Annotated in this window: 25 protein-coding genes and 5 pseudogenes; all 30 read left to right on the top strand. The window is 55.6% G+C overall.

Annotation, left to right across the window (positions count from 1 at the left end; genetic code table 11):
- On the top strand, positions 1-138 hold a 138-nt coding region (gene tuf / locus VFA09_05505), incomplete at its 5' end, for an elongation factor Tu (protein ID HZU66712.1).
- Positions 139-235: 97 nt separating this feature from the next.
- A complete protein-coding gene (gene rpsJ, locus VFA09_05500; GenBank protein HZU66711.1) occupies positions 236-553 on the top strand; it encodes a 30S ribosomal protein S10 in 318 nt (105 codons plus the stop codon).
- A gap of 53 nt (positions 554-606) precedes the next feature.
- Positions 607-1,437 (top strand): 50S ribosomal protein L3, encoded by an 831-nt coding sequence (gene rplC / locus VFA09_05495; protein HZU66710.1) that lies wholly within the window; start codon positions 607-609, stop codon positions 1,435-1,437.
- Between the two features lie 5 nt (positions 1,438-1,442).
- Positions 1,443-2,306 carry a 50S ribosomal protein L4 gene (gene rplD / locus VFA09_05490; GenBank protein HZU66709.1) on the top strand — a complete coding sequence of 288 codons (864 nt, stop codon included), beginning with the start codon at positions 1,443-1,445 and terminating at the stop codon, positions 2,304-2,306.
- Between the two features lie 5 nt (positions 2,307-2,311).
- Positions 2,312-2,611, top strand: coding sequence for a 50S ribosomal protein L23 (rplW, locus tag VFA09_05485; GenBank protein HZU66708.1), 300 nt, complete (start codon positions 2,312-2,314; stop codon positions 2,609-2,611).
- A gap of 19 nt (positions 2,612-2,630) precedes the next feature.
- The gene (rplB, locus tag VFA09_05480; protein ID HZU66707.1) at positions 2,631-3,470 is read left to right on the top strand and encodes a 50S ribosomal protein L2; all 840 of its coding nucleotides are present in this window, start codon (positions 2,631-2,633) and stop codon (positions 3,468-3,470) included.
- Positions 3,471-3,758 (top strand): 30S ribosomal protein S19, encoded by a 288-nt coding sequence (gene rpsS, locus VFA09_05475; protein ID HZU66706.1) that lies wholly within the window; start codon positions 3,471-3,473, stop codon positions 3,756-3,758.
- A 182-nt stretch (positions 3,759-3,940) separates the two neighbouring features.
- The gene (gene rplV, locus VFA09_05470; protein ID HZU66705.1) at positions 3,941-4,297 is read left to right on the top strand and encodes a 50S ribosomal protein L22; all 357 of its coding nucleotides are present in this window, start codon (positions 3,941-3,943) and stop codon (positions 4,295-4,297) included.
- Positions 4,298-4,316: 19 nt separating this feature from the next.
- A pseudogene (gene rpsC, locus VFA09_05465) lies at positions 4,317-4,952 on the top strand (30S ribosomal protein S3).
- A gap of 654 nt (positions 4,953-5,606) precedes the next feature.
- The gene (gene rplP / locus VFA09_05460; GenBank protein HZU66704.1) at positions 5,607-6,038 is read left to right on the top strand and encodes a 50S ribosomal protein L16; all 432 of its coding nucleotides are present in this window, start codon (positions 5,607-5,609) and stop codon (positions 6,036-6,038) included.
- Positions 6,025-6,234, top strand: a complete 210-nt coding sequence (gene rpmC / locus VFA09_05455) for a 50S ribosomal protein L29 (protein ID HZU66703.1) — start codon at positions 6,025-6,027, stop codon at positions 6,232-6,234. The genes rplP and rpmC overlap by 14 nt, the downstream gene beginning before the upstream one ends.
- A pseudogene (gene rpsQ, locus VFA09_05450) lies at positions 6,231-6,506 on the top strand (30S ribosomal protein S17). The gene rpmC and the pseudogene rpsQ overlap by 4 nt, the downstream one beginning before the upstream one ends.
- A 105-nt stretch (positions 6,507-6,611) precedes the next feature.
- Positions 6,612-6,980 (top strand): 50S ribosomal protein L14, encoded by a 369-nt coding sequence (gene rplN, locus VFA09_05445; GenBank protein ID HZU66702.1) that lies wholly within the window; start codon positions 6,612-6,614, stop codon positions 6,978-6,980.
- Between the two features lie 79 nt (positions 6,981-7,059).
- Positions 7,060-7,449 (top strand): 50S ribosomal protein L24, encoded by a 390-nt coding sequence (rplX, locus tag VFA09_05440; protein HZU66701.1) that lies wholly within the window; start codon positions 7,060-7,062, stop codon positions 7,447-7,449.
- A 5-nt stretch (positions 7,450-7,454) separates the two neighbouring features.
- On the top strand, positions 7,455-7,997 hold the full coding sequence (gene rplE / locus VFA09_05435; GenBank protein HZU66700.1) for a 50S ribosomal protein L5: 543 nt from the start codon (positions 7,455-7,457) through the stop codon (positions 7,995-7,997).
- A gap of 14 nt (positions 7,998-8,011) precedes the next feature.
- A complete protein-coding gene (locus tag VFA09_05430) occupies positions 8,012-8,197 on the top strand; it encodes a type Z 30S ribosomal protein S14 (protein HZU66699.1) in 186 nt (61 codons plus the stop codon).
- Between the two features lie 16 nt (positions 8,198-8,213).
- Positions 8,214-8,609: a 30S ribosomal protein S8 gene (gene rpsH / locus VFA09_05425; GenBank protein HZU66698.1), complete on the top strand. Its 396-nt coding sequence runs from the start codon at positions 8,214-8,216 to the stop codon at positions 8,607-8,609.
- Positions 8,610-8,628: 19 nt separating this feature from the next.
- Positions 8,629-9,204 carry a 50S ribosomal protein L6 gene (gene rplF, locus VFA09_05420; protein ID HZU66697.1) on the top strand — a complete coding sequence of 192 codons (576 nt, stop codon included), beginning with the start codon at positions 8,629-8,631 and terminating at the stop codon, positions 9,202-9,204.
- Positions 9,201-9,470 (top strand): annotated as a pseudogene (locus tag VFA09_05415) (50S ribosomal protein L18). Before rplF ends, VFA09_05415 begins: the two are co-directional and overlap by 4 nt.
- A 9-nt stretch (positions 9,471-9,479) precedes the next feature.
- Entirely contained in the window at positions 9,480-9,830 is a 351-nt protein-coding gene (locus VFA09_05410; protein ID HZU66696.1) for a 50S ribosomal protein L18, read from the top strand.
- 18 nt (positions 9,831-9,848) lie between these two features.
- Positions 9,849-10,346 (top strand): annotated as a pseudogene (gene rpsE, locus VFA09_05405) (30S ribosomal protein S5).
- A gap of 201 nt (positions 10,347-10,547) precedes the next feature.
- A complete protein-coding gene (gene rpmD, locus VFA09_05400) occupies positions 10,548-10,730 on the top strand; it encodes a 50S ribosomal protein L30 (GenBank protein ID HZU66695.1) in 183 nt (60 codons plus the stop codon).
- Positions 10,730-11,185, top strand: a pseudogene (gene rplO / locus VFA09_05395) (50S ribosomal protein L15). The gene rpmD and the pseudogene rplO overlap by 1 nt, the downstream one beginning before the upstream one ends.
- Positions 11,186-11,318: 133 nt before the next feature.
- Positions 11,319-12,653, top strand: coding sequence for a preprotein translocase subunit SecY (secY, locus tag VFA09_05390; GenBank protein ID HZU66694.1), 1,335 nt, complete (start codon positions 11,319-11,321; stop codon positions 12,651-12,653).
- Positions 12,654-12,769: 116 nt separating this feature from the next.
- Positions 12,770-13,429 (top strand): adenylate kinase, encoded by a 660-nt coding sequence (locus tag VFA09_05385; protein HZU66693.1) that lies wholly within the window; start codon positions 12,770-12,772, stop codon positions 13,427-13,429.
- Positions 13,430-13,442: 13 nt separating this feature from the next.
- Positions 13,443-14,192, top strand: a complete 750-nt coding sequence (gene map / locus VFA09_05380; GenBank protein HZU66692.1) for a type I methionyl aminopeptidase — start codon at positions 13,443-13,445, stop codon at positions 14,190-14,192.
- Positions 14,193-14,482: 290 nt separating this feature from the next.
- Complete coding sequence (gene infA / locus VFA09_05375; GenBank protein HZU66691.1) at positions 14,483-14,704, top strand: translation initiation factor IF-1; 222 nt, start codon at positions 14,483-14,485, stop codon at positions 14,702-14,704.
- Positions 14,705-14,885: 181 nt separating this feature from the next.
- The gene (gene rpmJ, locus VFA09_05370) at positions 14,886-15,002 is read left to right on the top strand and encodes a 50S ribosomal protein L36 (GenBank protein ID HZU66690.1); all 117 of its coding nucleotides are present in this window, start codon (positions 14,886-14,888) and stop codon (positions 15,000-15,002) included.
- Between the two features lie 82 nt (positions 15,003-15,084).
- The gene (gene rpsM / locus VFA09_05365) at positions 15,085-15,468 is read left to right on the top strand and encodes a 30S ribosomal protein S13 (protein HZU66689.1); all 384 of its coding nucleotides are present in this window, start codon (positions 15,085-15,087) and stop codon (positions 15,466-15,468) included.
- A gap of 21 nt (positions 15,469-15,489) precedes the next feature.
- Positions 15,490-15,891, top strand: a complete 402-nt coding sequence (rpsK, locus tag VFA09_05360; protein HZU66688.1) for a 30S ribosomal protein S11 — start codon at positions 15,490-15,492, stop codon at positions 15,889-15,891.
- Positions 15,892-15,903: the final 12 nt, after the last annotated feature.

Below are 15,903 nucleotides of genomic sequence, written 5' to 3'. Positions count from 1 at the left end.
ATGGTGATGCCCGGCGATCACATCGACATGACGGTGGAGTTGATCCAGCCAGTGGCGATGGAAGAGGGCGTCAAGTTTGCCATTCGTGAGGGTGGTCGAACCGTGGGCGCTGGCATCTGCACCAGGGTCGAGAGCTAAGCAATCCAGGGGTGTCCCAAATGTCCCATTTGGGCGCCCCTGTATATGATCTCCCGCTACAAAGCGAGGAGATTTCCTGCATAGGAGAAAAGGATACATGGCAACAGGAAGCAAGCAGCGGATACGTATTCGCCTCAAGGCATACGATCACCGCATTCTCGATCAGTCAGCGATGCAGATTGTCGATACAGCCCAGCAGACCGGAGCGCGGGTATCAGGCCCGGTACCCCTGCCCACCGAGATCGATAAATTTACCGTCATGCGTTCTCCATTCATCGATAAGGATGCACGCGATCAATTTGAAATTCGCACGCACAAACGCTTGATCGATATTATAGATCCGACTAATAAGACTGTTGAGGCCTTGACACGTTTGAATCTGCCCGCAGGCGTGGATATCGAGATCAAACTATAGGGAGAGATAATCCAACATCTCACCCCTACAGTTGAGAGAAAAGAGGTAAGGAAATGCTCAGTGGATTGTTGGGCAGAAAAGTTGGCATGACCCAGGTATTTGGGGAAAATGGCGCCGTCATTCCGGTGACGGTCATAGAAGCCGGTCCCTGCGTCGTCACACAAATCAAAACGGTTGCCCACGACGGTTATGAAGCTGTGCAAATCGGTTTTGAGCAGAAGCGATTGAAGAGCGCCACCCGTCCTGAACTGGGGCACCTCGGACACAGCCTGCCATTATTGAAGGCACAGCGCAAACGCCTGCAGGCGTACCAGCAGGAGCATGGCTCCAAAAAGACCGACGAGGATGCCGCGGAGGAATCAGAGGCGCCTACGGCTCCTGCGAATAACGAGAAAAAAGATAAACAGATACAGAAGTTGTTGAAGGTACAGAAGAATCGCCAGCGGCGACCGGGGCCCGAATTGGGTCCGTTCAAGGTACTGCGCGAGGTGCGATTGCAGGATGGTACCAGCCCGGAAAAACTGGAACTTGGCGCAAGATTTGATGCCGGCCTGTTTAAAGTAGGTGAAGAAGTCGATATCGTCGGCACCTCCAAAGGTAAAGGGTTCCAGGGTGGAGTAAAGCGCCATGGATTCGGTGGTGGGCCAAAAACGCACGGTCAATCAGACCGCACGCGCGCTCCCGGCTCTATCGGTTCGGGTACCACCCCCGGACGTGTCCTCAAGGGCACGCGTATGGCAGGTCGCATGGGAAATGATCGTGTGACCATCAAGAGTCTGCAAGTGATTCAAGCTGATCCTGAGCGCAATCTGCTGGTGGTGAAAGGCTCAGTGCCCGGAGCTAACGGCGGCTTGCTCATGATTAAGAAGCATGTGAAGAGGTAACGACGATGCCCTCGACTACAGTTTATAACATGGCCGGAGAGGCCGTAGAAGAGCTCGAACTGAGCGAGCAGGTGTTCGGAGTTATTCCCAATGTGCCTGTCCTGCACCAGGTTGTCACCGCGCAACTGGTGAACCGCAGGCAGGGCAATGCTTCGACCAAGACTCGCAGTGAAGTATCGGGCGGAAACAAGAAGCCCTACAGGCAAAAAGGTACCGGGCGCGCGCGCCAGGGAAGCATTCGCGCGCCACAGTTCCGGCATGGTGGTGTTGTATGGGGGCCAAGGCCTCATCCCTACCATCATGATGTACCCAAGAAGATGCGCCGGCTGGCTATACGCTCAGCCCTGTCTGATAAGGTCGCGAACGAGCAACTGGTCGTCGTTGACAATTTGACGCTCGATGCTCCGCGCACCAAAGATATGCTGGCGATCCTGGAGAAGTTGCCATCAGCTGACGGCAAGAAGGTATTAATGATGCTGCCGAGGCGCGACGAGAATGTCGTCCTCTCGACTCGTAACATCCCGACCGCCAAGGTGCAGCATGTCTCTTGCATCAACGTCGTTGAACTGCTAAAGCACGATTACGTGATTATGCCGAAAATGACGGTGCGCTGGATCGAAATGGTCTTCGGCGAAGGACTGAGCGCCGACGAAGCAACTCGCAGGATTGCCGAGGAGCTCGACGCCGCGGAAAATGCCCAGGATACCGAAGATGCCGGGGAGACAACTGCTGAAGAGCCTACGGACGCAGAGGAACCAACCGCGGAGAGCGAATTGGAGCATGATGAAGCTGAGGATGACGTTGAGGATGAAGGTGACGAGGAGAGCGACGATGAAGACTCATCAGCGGCAGAAGACGAAGAGGAGTAGGCACGATGGAAATCACTGAAGTGCTGCGTCACGGGATCACCACAGAAAAATCGGTGGGCCAGCAGGAAAAATACAATAAATATACCTTCAAAGTGGCGTTAGGAGCGAATAAAATCGACGTTCGCCGCGCGGTTGAGACGATATTTAAAGTAGATGTTGTCTCGGTCAATATCATGCGCATGCCTGGCAAAAAGCGCATGATCCGGCGTAAAGGAACCGCTCCTCGACCTCAAGAGGCCCGCGAGTGGAAAAAGGCGATTGTCACCCTGCGCGAAGGGCAGTCAATCGACGTATTGAAGGCTTAATTAGGGAAGGTGTTGAGAGATGCCAATTAAACAGTACCGTCCAACATCTCCTGGGCGTCGCGGCATGTCGGTTTCGACTTTCGAGGAGATTACGAAAACAAAGCCTGAGAAGTCTCTGACGGTCAGGTTGAAAAAACACGCCGGGCGTAACAATCAGGGCAAGATCACGACGCGCCATCGTGGCGGCGGGGCCAAGCGCGCTTATCGCATCATCGATTTCAAGCGCAACAAGCTCGGCGTGCCCGCGCGGGTGGCCGCAATCGAGTACGACCCGAATCGCTCGGCTCGTATTGCCCTGCTGCATTATGTGGACGGCGAGAAACGCTATATCATAGCGCCGCTGGGATTGAAAGTAGGCGATAGGGTCGAGGCGGGGCCGGATGCCGATATTCGCACTGGCAATGCCCTGCCCTTGAAGAATATTCCGACCGGCACGACTATCCACAACATCGAGTTGACGCGGGGTCGTGGGGGCCAGCTGGCTCGCGGCGCCGGTGTCGGCGCGCAGTTGATGGCGAAAGAGGGCGATTATGCGCTGGTGCGCTTGCCATCGGGCGAGCAGCGCCGTATCCATATCCTGTGCATGGCGACCATCGGGCAGGTCGGTAACGTCGATCACGAGAACCGCAGCCTTGGCAAGGCCGGGCGTTCGCGTCACCTTGGCCGCCGCCCAACAGTGCGTGGCTCAGTCATGAATCCCCGCGACCATCCACATGGTGGTGGTGAAGGGCGCTCACCCATTGGTGGCCAACCGCAGACACCATGGGGCAAGCCCGCGCTCGGTTACAAGACGCGCAAGAATAAGAGAACGGACCGCTTCATTGTACGGCGTCGCAACGCTGGCAGGAGGAGGAAGTAAATGTCGCGCTCAAGGAAAAAAGGACCATACATTCACGAATCGCTTAGAAAGAAAGTACTGGCCGTGTTGAGGAGCGGCGACCGGCGAGTTATCAAAACCTGGTCGCGCGCCTCGACGATTTTCCCACAGATGGTGGGAATGACAATAGGCGTGCATAACGGCAAAACGCATGTGCCTATCTATATCACGGAGAACATGGTGGGCCATAAGCTCGGTGAGTTTGCACCCACCCGCCACTTCCGCGGTCACGCGGGTGGCAAGAGCGAGCGCACCACTTCGGTTCGCTAGCTCTTGATAACTTACCTCCACCGTCGGTCGTAGGCCCGATGTATCGCGCCCCGGCGGAGATTAGACAGTTGAACAAAATAACGAGTGAACCCACCCTGTAGGGACAGTGCCCTGGGCCTGTCTCCCGCGGGGGTTCTGGTGAGATGGGGCGCGACACATCGGGCCCCTACGAGAGGTACAACATGCAAGTCAGGGCTATTGCAAAAGACATAGGTATTCCGCCGCGCAAGATGCGCCTGGTCACCAACGCAGTCAAAGGCCTGCGCGTGAATGAAGCGTTAGCGTATCTTCAGTTTATGCCCAATGCAGGCGCAAAGCCGGTCAGTAAAGTTATCGCATCGGCAGCGGCAAATGCTGAGAATAATTATAATCTTGATCCTGATGATCTGTATATTCTAAATATTGTGACGGATGACTCGTTCCGGGTCAAACGCATCAAAGCGCGTCCTCATGGCCGGGCCGCCCGCATTCTACGGCGCTTCTGCCATGTGACCGTGATTGTCTCAGACGACCCAGCTGAGGCCGGCAAGAGACGCTAAGGGAGGAAGGAGTACACTATTGGGACATAAGGTACATCCCACCGGTTTCAGGCTCGGCGTCGTAAAAGGCTGGCAGTCTCGCTGGTATGCCGAGCGTGATTACAAAGAATTACTCGCCGAAGATCTGAAAATACGCAGCACCATCCAGAAAGAGCTTGCCAACGCTGCGGTTTCACATATCGAGATTGAGCGCGCCGCTGCCAATCAGGTAACGGTCACGATCCATACCGCCAAGCCGGGTATCGTCATCGGCAAAAGCGGCGAAAAGGTCGATAAGCTGCGCTCAACCCTGGAAGCACAGACCAGGAAGCGGGTACGGCTCAATATCGTCGAAATTCGCCAGCCCGAATTGGATGCTTACCTGGTAGGACGCAGTATCGCGGAACAATTGGAGAAGCGCGTTTCGTTCCGGCGAGCAATGAAGCAGGCCGTACAGAAGACGATGCGCGCCAATGCTAAGGGCATTCGCGTCGTCATCGGCGGACGTCTGGGCGGCGCGGAAATTGCGCGCACGGAGAAGGAAGTAGAGGGAAAAATCCCCCTGCATACACTGCGTGCCGATATCGATTATGGCCTGGCGGAAGCCCACACGGCCTTTGGTGTAATTGGTATCAAAGTATGGATTTATAAGGGCGATATTTTGCCCAGCAAACGCCGCGAACCAGGCGAACCGCAGGAAGCAGCGCAGCCGTCGTTTACTCCACGCGAGCGTACCGAGGGCGGCGAGCGCCGCGGCGAGCGACGTGGCCGCGGTGAGCGCGGAGGCGAGCGCGCCCCACGTGGCGAGCGACCGCAAGGTCAGGCAGGCGAGCGTGCCCCACGCGGCGAGCGCAGCGCGCGTCCGCAAGGCGAACGCCCGGCACGGCCACAGGGCGAGCGACCACAGCGACCACAGGGTGAGCGACCGCCACGCGGCGAGCGCTCGCAGGCGCAGGGAGGCGAAAGAGCCCCACGTCCGCCGCGCGCTCAGGGCGAGCGTCCGCCCAGACCACAGGGCGAGCGACCACCACGCGCTGGCCGGGCCGCAAATACCGAACAGGCTCCGCAGTCGCAGCCAACTGCGCCAGCACCGGAAGCAGCACCTGAGACACAGGCCATCTCTGATGTGCAAGAACCACAGGCTCAGGAGGTCCAGGGCACCGGGGCACAGCCCGCCGCTATGCCCCCAACGCCTCCCACAACTCCTGAAGAGGGTGCAGCCGGAAGCGGGAGCGCTGAGTGATGATTGCAAGACAGGTGGAAATGACGCCGGGCAACTCTCGCTCGACGTTCATCCACCTGTATGGAACGGATAGAGGAGAATTAAGCCATGCTATTGGCACCATCACGTTATAAATATCGCAAGCAGCATCGCGGTCGTATGAAAGGAACTGCTCAGCGCGGCAGCACCATCGCTTTCGGAGAGTTTGCCCTGCAAGCCCTGGAGCCTTGCTGGTTGGAGGCCCGTCAGATCGAAGCCGCGCGTATCGCGCTGACCCGTTTTATGAAGCGCGGCGGCAAGGTTTGGATCCGCGTCTTCCCCGATAAACCTATTACAGCAAAGCCGGCAGAGACTCGTATGGGTAGTGGTAAGGGTGCTGTCGATCACTACGTAGCGGTCATCAAGCCCGGGCGCATTATCTTTGAGATCGGCGGCGTCAGCGAAGAGGTCGCCAAAGAAGCCGTCCGCCTGGCCAGTCATAAACTGCCCGTGAAGACCCGCTTCTTAACACGAGGGGAGGCAGAGAGTGTCGAAAGCTAATGAACGTCGCAAACAGATAAACGAGTATACCTACGGTGAAGCTAACCGCGAACTGAAAGAAATGCGCCTGAAGCTGTTCAACCTCCGCCTGCAGCAGCAGCGCGGTGAAGTAAAGAATAATCGCATCTTCGCTCAGACGCGCAAAGATATCGCTCGCCTGTTGCACCGGTTGACAGAGTTGGAGGCTGAAGAATGACACAGCAGAGTAATGCTGCCACGCAAGCTCCTGTTAAGAGCCGTCGCCAGCAAAAAGTTGGGCGCGTGGTAAGCAATAAAATGGATAAGACAATTGTTGTCGCTGTAGAATCTCTGAAACGCCATCGCATCTACAAGCGCACTTACAAGCAAACCAAGCGTTTTCATGCGCATGATGAAGAGAATACCTGCCAGATCGGCGACATCGTGCGCATCGAGGAAAGCCGCCCACTGAGTAAAACCAAGCACTGGCGCCTGGTGGAAATTATTAAGCGCGGCAGCGGTATTGTGCCGGTCGAAGAAGTACTGGCTGAAGCCGACCCCGATATCATATCCGCCGCCAATGAAGCGAAAGCGGAAGAATAAGGAGAGATCACGATGATCCAGCCACAAACACGACTGAAAGTCGCCGACAATACCGGCGCAAAAGAAATCATGTGCATCCGCGTCTTGAGTGGGTCGGCGAAAAAGTACGCGGAAATAGGCGATGTGATCAAAGCCTCTGTCAAGCAGGCCGCGCCTAATGGGCAGGTGAAAAAAGGCGAGGTTGTGAATGCCGTCGTGGTGCGCGTCGCTAAAGAATATGTGCGCTCCGATGGCTCGCATATCCGCTTTGACGAGAATGCCGCGGTGATTATCGCTGCCGGCAATAACCCACGTGGCACGCGTATCTTTGGCCCCGTGGCACGCGAGTTGCGCGAACGGAACTTCATGAAGATCATTTCACTCGCGCCAGAGGTGTTGTAAGGTAGTAGTCGTGCTGGTTCGTTGAAGTTTGTCGTCCCAACAGAACGACAAAGACAAACGATAGACTTTTGAGGGAAAAATGGCAACAAAGCAGAAAGAGAAAAAGCCCCTGCACCTCGCCAAGATGAATATCAAGAAGGGCGATACCGTCTTGATCATCACCGGCAAGGATAAAGGCAAGCAAGGAACTGTATCGCGGGCAATGCCGCAGGTCGACAAGGTGATTGTCGAAGGCCTGAATATGGTCAAAAAGCATGTGCGCCCGCAGGGTCAGACCCGCCAGGGAGGCGTGATCGATAAGGCAATGCCGATTCACGTCTCGAACACCATGCTGGTCTGTACCGAGTGCGGCCAGCCCACACGCGTGGCACATGATCGCCGCCCCATGGGTGCCGATCAGAAGGTGCGTAAGGTGCGCGTATGCAAGAAATGTGGAAAGATCATCGAAGATCGCACGAGGAGTAGTTAAACACTATGGCATCAAGGCTCAAAGAAAAGTATCAAAAAGAGGTCGCGCCTGCCCTGCTCAAGGAGTTTAACTACAAGAATCCGATGCAGGTGCCTGCCATCAATAAGGTCGTCGTCAATATCGGTATGGGTGAGGCCATCCAGAATGCCAAGGCAATGGATGCAGCCGTCTCCGACCTGGCGGCAATCACGGGGCAGCGACCCGTAATCACGCGCGCGAAACGCTCGGTCGCGGCTTTCAAGCTGCGCGAAGGCATGCAGATTGGTTGCATGGTCACATTGCGCGGCGACCGCATGTATCAATTCCTGGATAAGTTGATGAACGTGGCTCTGCCGCGATTGCGTGACTTTCAAGGCGTATCGCCAGAGGCTTTTGATGGCCGCGGCAACTATACGCTTGGGTTGCGCGAACAACTGGTCTTTCCCGAAATTGACTACGATAAGGTCGATAAAGTACGGGGAATGGAAGTAAGTATTGTAACGACGGCTCGCACCGATGAAGAGGGGCGACGGCTGCTCAGGTTGATGGGCATGCCCTTTAGAAAATAACGCTGGAGAGTGCAATGGCAAAAACATCAATGATTGTGAAGTCGCAGCGCAAGCCCAAACACAAGGTGCAGCAGCATAATCGCTGTCAGATCTGCGGGCGACCGCGTGCCTATATGCGTAAGTTTGGCCTATGCCGCATTTGCTTCCGCGAGCGAGCGCTGCGCGGTGAGTTGCCCGGCGTGACGAAGTCGAGCTGGTGACGGAGGGTGTTGTTCAATGAATATGACTGATCCTATCGCGGATATGCTGACACGTATTCGCAATGCGGCAGCTGCAAAGCATACGCGCGTGCTGATCCCGGCCTCCAAAATGAAGCTGGCCATCGCGCGAGTGCTCAAAGAAGAGGGCTACATTAAGGATATCGAAATCTTAAGGGATACACCACAGGGGACGCTTCGTCTGACGCTGCGCTACGTGGATAAGCGCCCGGTATTGACGCAATTGAAGCGTGTCAGTAAGCCAGGGCTGCGCGTGTATACAAAACGGGCTAGCATCCCTCGTGTCCGTGGAGGACTGGGTGTAGCCATTCTCTCGACGCCTAAGGGACTCATGAGCGGCCAGAAAGCCTATCAGCAGGGCCTCGGCGGTGAAGTCGTTTGCTACGTCTGGTAATCAAGGCAGGAGGGTAAAAATGTCTCGTATTGGACGCGCTCCAATCACTGTTCCCCCAAAGGTGCAGGTGAGTTGGACTGAGGACAATCTGGTGACGGTCAAGGGCCCCAAGGGAGAGTTGAAATATCAGGTCGATCCCGATTTGACACTCCACCTCGAGGACGGCAAGCTAGACGTGACTCGTCCATCAGATAGTAAAGAACATAAAGCGAAGCATGGCCTGTATCGCACGCTGATCAACAATATGGTTGTCGGCGTGACGCAGGGATATACGAAGTCGCTGGAAATTCATGGCGTTGGCTATCGCGCAAACAAGGTAGGTGAAAACCTGGTCATTCAGGTGGGATATTCCCATCCCGTGGAAGTGCAGCCACCTCCAGGCATAACCTTATCCATGGACGGCGTCGATCCGGCGACCAAAGCTACTAAGGTGAGTGTCAGCGGCATCGATAAGCAACTCGTAGGCCAGGTTGCCGCTAGCATTCGCATGATTCGCAAGCCCGAACCATACAAGGGCAAGGGTATCCGTTATGCAGGTGAGGCGATTCGCCGCAAGGCCGGCAAAGCCGGAAAAGTCGGTGGTAAGAAGAAATGATAAAGCAGTTTAATGCAAATAAGGCGCGGTTAAAGCGGCACCGCCGTATGAGAAGCCACCTGGAGGGTTCGCAAGAGCGCCCTCGCTTGAGCGTCTTCCGCAGCGGGCATCATATCTATGCCCAGATCATTGACGATACGACCGGTCAGACTCTGGCCGCCGCGTCGTCTCTTGAGGCGGCGTTGCGCGATTTTAAGCCGAAGTCGAAGGAAGATAACTCGCTACAAGCAAAAGTAGGTGACGTAATCAGCGCCGTAGCGGACAAAGTCACAGATGTGGTTGAGGCGGCAACCGAAGCACTGCCAACAAAAGGTAAGGGCGCGAAGCAGGCTCCCAAAGCACCTGCGAAAGGCGCTCAACCTCAAAAGGGCGGTAAACCGGGCGCGCAGGCGAAGACCGTGCTGGCTCCTGCTCAGAAAGGCTCAACCAGGACACCGGTTGAGGCCCTCGCGGCAATCGCCGATAACCACAAGGTCGCGGTCGCTCGTGAAGTCGGCAAGCTGGTAGCGCAGCGCGCGAAGGAGAAGGGTGTCAGTCGTGTCGTCTTTGATCGTGGTGGCTACGCCTATCATGGGCGCGTGGCCGCGCTCGCGGAAGGCGCTCGTGAAGTAGGCCTGGATTTTTAGGCCGCCAGGAGAAAGAAGATGCCAAAAATAGATGCTTCAAAATTGAACCTGGAAGAAACAGTCGTGCAGGTTCGCCGCGTATCCAAGGTGGTGCAGGGCGGTCGACGCTTCAGTATCCGCGCGATTGTCGTTGTGGGCGACCACAACGGCCACGTTGGATTAGGCCTGGGCAAAGCTGCCGAGTATACAGAAGCTATTCGCAAGGGAGTAGAGGACGCCAAAAAGCACCTGATCGAGGTGCCCCTGACCGGAACCACTATTCCTTTTATGGTAAAGACACGCTTCGGCGCCTCGGAGGTCATGCTCAAACCTGCCGCCCCGGGCACCGGTGTAATCGCAGGTGGCCCGGTGCGTGCCGTGGTGGAAGCGGCCGGTATCCGTGATATCTTGACGAAATCCCTTGGAAGCACCAATCCCGGAAATACTGTGATGGCTTGCTTGCAGGGCCTGCGCGAATTGCGCTCTGCCGAAACCGAAGCTGCCCTGCGTGGCAAGACGGTCGCTGAGGTGGTTGGTAAGAAGCAGGCCGAGCGCCTGGCTCTCGCCGCCGCCAACGCCGCAGAACAAATGGCCCAGGCACGTGCCGCTCGCGAAGAAGAGGCCCGTGAAAGCAGGTCTACATCAGGAGGACGCAGGGGCGGCGGCGAGCGCGGTGAGCGGCGCGGCGACCGCGGCGACCGCCGTGGTGGTGGCGACCGCCGCAGATAGGAGTAACACATGGCAAAGCTGCGTATTAAATATGTCAAAAGCGCGATTGGTTATGCGAAGGATCAGAAAGAAACCATCCGCTCGTTAGGATTGCGTAAGCTCCAGCAGACGGTTGAACACGAGGATCAACCCGCGATTCGCGGCATGATCCGCAAGGTCAGCCACCTGGTAAAGGTAGAGGAAGTAGTCTGATGAAACTAAGCGATTTGCGACCAGCTCCTGGTTCGCACAAGCGTGAGCGGCGCGTTGGCCGTGGCCACGGCTCCGGTCGCGGCAAGACCGCGGGCCGCGGAACCAAGGGCCAGAAAGCCCGCACCGGCGGAACAATACATCGAGCATTTAATGGCGGTCAGACACGCCTGTCGAAGCGCCTCCCGTTCATGCGCGGCCTCGGCAACAGCAACACGCCTTTCCGCCACGATTATGCCATTGTGAATGTGGCCGATCTCCAGGTCTTCGAGGCCGGTACGCAGGTGACGCCTGAACAGTTGGCGGAACAAGGCTTCATGACCAAAGCCGAAAGCAAGAAACTGGTCAAGATTCTTGGCGATGGTGAAGTTGACCGCGCTTTGACCGTGCGCGCCCACAAATTTTCGGCCAGCGCGCGTGCCAAAATTGAGGCAGCAGGCGGGTCAATCGAGATCATCCCCACGAAAGTATACGAGAAGACAAAGAGACGTAAGGACGAGGGTAAAAAGGCAGCAAGTCAACAGAACACCGGAGCATAAAAACTCGTTATGCCCTGATAGAATGTCTTTTTTTCTGTGAAAGGAGCTTCCCATGTGGGAACGTCTGCGGAGCATCTGGACTATTCCTGATCTGCGCAAGAAAATACTCTTCACTATAGCGATGCTGCTGATCTTCCGCGTCCTCGCTCATATCACTGTGCCCCTATCACCCACGGAACAGAAGGCTCTGTCTGGCCTGTTCAACCAGGGCGGGGGCAACCAGAATCTGGGCCAGTTGCTTGGCCTGCTGGACGTGTTTTCTGGCGGGTCGTTGCAACAGTTCTCGATTGTAGCTCTGGGCGTCTATCCGTATATCACGGCGACGATTGTCATGCAGCTCCTGCAGCCAATTATCCCCGCCTTAGAGAACATGATGCGCGAAGGCGAAGCCGGTCGTCTCAAATTCAGCCAGATCACACGCATCATCACCGTGCCACTGGCGTTCTTACAGGCGTTAGGACAGGCCGCCATTTTCGAGCGCGCGAATGTCCTCACGAACTTCAACCTGTTCAGCAGCCAGTACTGGTTGGAGTCACTCGCCATCCTGATCACCCTGACAGCCGGGACGATGATCCTGGTATGGCTTGGTGAACTGATCACTGAAAACGGCATCGGCAACGGTATCTCGATCATCATCTTTGGTGGTATCGTCAGTCGTATTCCCAGCTTCATCCAGTCAGGTTTTACTGCCAGTTCGTCATCTTCTGGCGGCGGTATTGTCAGCCTCGGCGTCTTCTTGCTGGTCGGTCTGGTTACAATTGTTGGTATTGTGTACATCTATCAAGGGCAGCGTCGCGTACCGATTGAATATCCAACGAAGCGTATGGTTGGACGCGGCATGCTGGTGGGCACGGCGCAAAGAACCTATATTCCCATGCAGGTCAATAGCGCGGGTATGATCCCCCTGATCTTCGCGCAATCCATGCTGATCTTCCCGGCAGTACTCTCGCAGTACCTGATAGGAAGCAATACAGGATGGTTGCAGGCCCTGGCGAACTGGGTTGGGACGAATATTGCCAATACGAGCCTGTGGTATTACTGGGCCATCTACTTTGTCCTGGTCGTAGCATTCACCTACTTCTATGCCTACGTAGTGTGGCAGCAGCAAAATATCCCGGATAACTTGCAGAAGCAGGGCGCTCATATCCCTGGCTACCGTCCAGGCGAGACGACGCGCCGTTACCTGAACGAGATTTTGAATCGTATCACGCTGGCAGGAGCCTTGTTCCTGGGCATTGTAGCGATTTTGCCATTCCTCGCCCGCGTCGGTGGCAACCAGCTGCTTAGCAGCGCCGCCCTGCTGATTGTGGTCGGCGTCGTGCTGGATACGGTTCGGCAGATCGAGGCCCAGATGGTTATGCGTAACTATTCAGGGTTCCTCACATAGGATAGGGGCGTCCCCTTGTGGGCGCCCTGAAACCAGCAGACCCGAAAAGGTCAAGTGTAGATGCAGTAATTGCCGGCTCAATGTGGAGCCGTTCTTCCATCGGAGGGTAAAGAAACGTGTACATCATCCTGATCGGCGCGCAAGGCTCAGGTAAGGGAACGCAGGCGGATTTGCTATCGAAAATGCTCGGCATTCCCCATATATCCAGTGGAGACCTGCTGCGAAAAGCGCAGAGTGAGCAGACTGAACTGGGCTTGAAGGCTAAGTCCTACCTGGATCGCGGCGAACTCGTCCCCGACGAAATCACTGTGGCGATGGTGCTCGGTCGCCTGCGTGAGTCCGATGCTGCGAAAGGTGCCTTGTTGGATGGCTTCCCTCGCACAATTCCGCAGGCGCAGGTTCTGGATAAGGGATTGCAGGAATCCGGAAAACAGATAGACCTCGCAATCTACCTGGATGTTCCTCGCCAGGAACTTCTCCACAGGTTGTCCGGGCGTTACATCTGCCGTGCCAACCAGCACGTTTACAATATCAACACCAACCCGCCCAAAGTTCCGGGCGTCTGCGACATCGATGGAAGTGAATTGTACCAGCGCTCCGATGATACAGGAGATGCCGTCCAGCGCCGGCTCGACATCTTTTTCAACGAGACCATCCACCTGCTTGACTATTATGGCCAGCAGCAGAAGCTCGTGAAAGTGAATGGCAATCAGAGTATCGAGCAGGTGCAGGCTGCATTGCTGGACGTGATACGAAAATTATCTGAGCCGTCTTGAACAAGGGTAGACCATGGCAATCATTATCAAGTCGAGGGAAGAACGAGAGAAGATGCGCGAGGCAGGCCACATCGTGGCCGAAGTCCTCGCAAAGTTGCGTAGCGCCGTCCGCCCAGGCATTACTACGGCAGACCTGGATGCTATAGCTGAGGAAGAATTGAAGCGCTGGGGCGCCAAAGCTAGCTTTTTGGGCTATCACGGTTACCCGGCCTCGATCTGTACGTCAGTAAACGATGAGATTGTGCATGGTATCCCTGGCAAACGCATCCTGCGCGATGGCGATATTATCAGCATCGATTTTGGCGCCATCTATCGTGGCTGGCACGGCGACTCCGCGATCACCGTGCCTGTCGGTGAGGTTTCGTCAGAGGTGAAACGCCTGCTGAAGGTGACCGAGGACGCTCTCTATCGCGGTATTGCCGCGGCGCGAGCCGGGAATCGCGTATCAGATATCGGTCGCGCGGTGCAAACCTTTGTAGAAGCGGCGGGCTTTTCAGTAGTGAGGCAGTACGGGGGTCACGGCGTGGGTCGCAGCATGCATGAAGACCCGCAGGTGCTGAACTATATCGAAAAGGGCCAGCCCAATCCGCTGCTTCGCTCCGGTATGGTAATCGCCATCGAACCCATGGTCACCATGGGCCAGAAGGAAACAGAGGTGCTACCCGACAAGTGGACGGTCGTCACCGCCGATAAAAGCTACGCCGCCCACTTTGAGCATACCGTGGCAATTACCGAGGGAGACGCGGATATCCTGACACTGTAGTTGCGAATTTCTGGCGATTCCCATGAGGGTCGGTAGAGATTCTTCGCTTCGCTCAGAATGACATGCCTGTGGCATGCCGTGAGCATCTCATGCTGAGCGAAAGAAGCCGAAGCCCTGAGGAACGAAGGGGAAGAAGCTCGGATGCACTTATGGGTAGTAGGAAGAAATTCCCTCTCGACAATGTTATTATAATGTGCTATAATTCGTAGTTGGCTGCAGCAGTGTCAACTGCTGCCATTTTATCATGGAATCATCACCGAAAAATTGGCCGTCATTAGAGAAAGGAAGCTATGGCAAAGAAAGATGAAATCGAAGTGGAGGGTAAAGTCATTGAAGCCCTCCCCAACGCCATGTTCAAGGTAGAAATCGACGAGCAGCACCAGGTCCTTGCCGTGCTCTCAGGACGTATTCGTATGAATTTTGTGCGTATTGTGCCAGGTGATAAGGTAAGAGTTGTGCTGTCCCCTTATGATCTGACACGCGGTCGCATTACGTGGCGTGTGAAATCGTGAGGCGGAAGTAACTTCCTCTGTTTCACTTTTCCATTTCTTCTCAGCGGCTTCTTTTTGACGGCTTGAAGCAAGCAGGCAGGTAATCAGACAAACGAGAGCCTTCCTACTTTCTGATTTTTTCACTTTTTCATGTTAACTTTTTAAAATTGAACTGAATTGAGTCGAGTTGAGGAGGGCAACCATGAAAGTGCGCGCCTCGGTAAAACCGCGCTGCGAGCATTGCAAGGTAATCCGGCGCAATCGCGTGGTAATGATTATCTGTAGCAAGGATCCCAAGCATAAGCAGAGACAGGGTTAATGCAGGTTGCTGTAGAGGTGACCTGCACGGGTGACCAGGGGTAACCTGACCGGGGTCACCCCTACATAATTTGGAGGAAAAGATGGCTAGAATTGCCGGCGTTGACATTCCACGCGATAAGCGTGTGGAGATTTCGCTGTGCTACATCTACGGGATTGGCCTGACAACCAGCCGCAAAATCCTGGAGCGAACACGAATTAACCCCGATACGCGGGTAAAAGATTTGACCGAAGAAGAGGTCAACCGCTTGCGCGAGGTGATCGACCGCGAATATAAGGTCGAGGGCGATCTGCGCCGCGAAGTGGATATGAATATCAAGCGGCTGATTGAGATCGGTTGCTATCGTGGTATGCGTCATCGTCGCAACTTGCCGGTGCGCGGGCAGCGCACGCGCACGAATGCGCGCACGCGGCGTGGGCCGAAGAGAACTGTGGCAGGCAAGAAGAAAGCTACGGCAAAGAAGTAACGCTGGGAAGGTATTGCAAGTATGGCAGACAAAAAGAAAACAACGGCAGGCAAACCCAGGCGGCGTGAGCGTAAGTCGATACCGCGTGGGCAGGCGCATATTCAGGCCACATTTAATAATACAATTGTTACGCTTACAGACCCCAATGGTAATGTCATTTCCTGGGGCAGTGCCGGCGGCCAGGGCTTCAAAGGCTCCCGCAAAAGCACTCCTTATGCTGCACAGGTCACCGCAGAATCGGCAGCTCGTAAGGCGATGGAGCATGGTCTGCGGCAGATCGAGGTCTTTGTCAAGGGACCGGGTTCTGGTCGTGAAGCCGCAATCCGTTCCTTGCAATCCGCCGGTCTGAATATTACCTCGATCGTTGATGTTACACCTATTCCGCACAATGGCTGCCGGCCGCCGAAACGGCGTCGCGTGTAATTCGATCTGTGC

The organism is Ktedonobacteraceae bacterium (assembly GCA_035653615.1).
In the GTDB taxonomy this organism is placed as follows: Bacteria; Chloroflexota; Ktedonobacteria; order Ktedonobacterales; family Ktedonobacteraceae; genus DASRBN01.
This window is presented reverse-complemented; position numbering and strand designations above follow the sequence as displayed.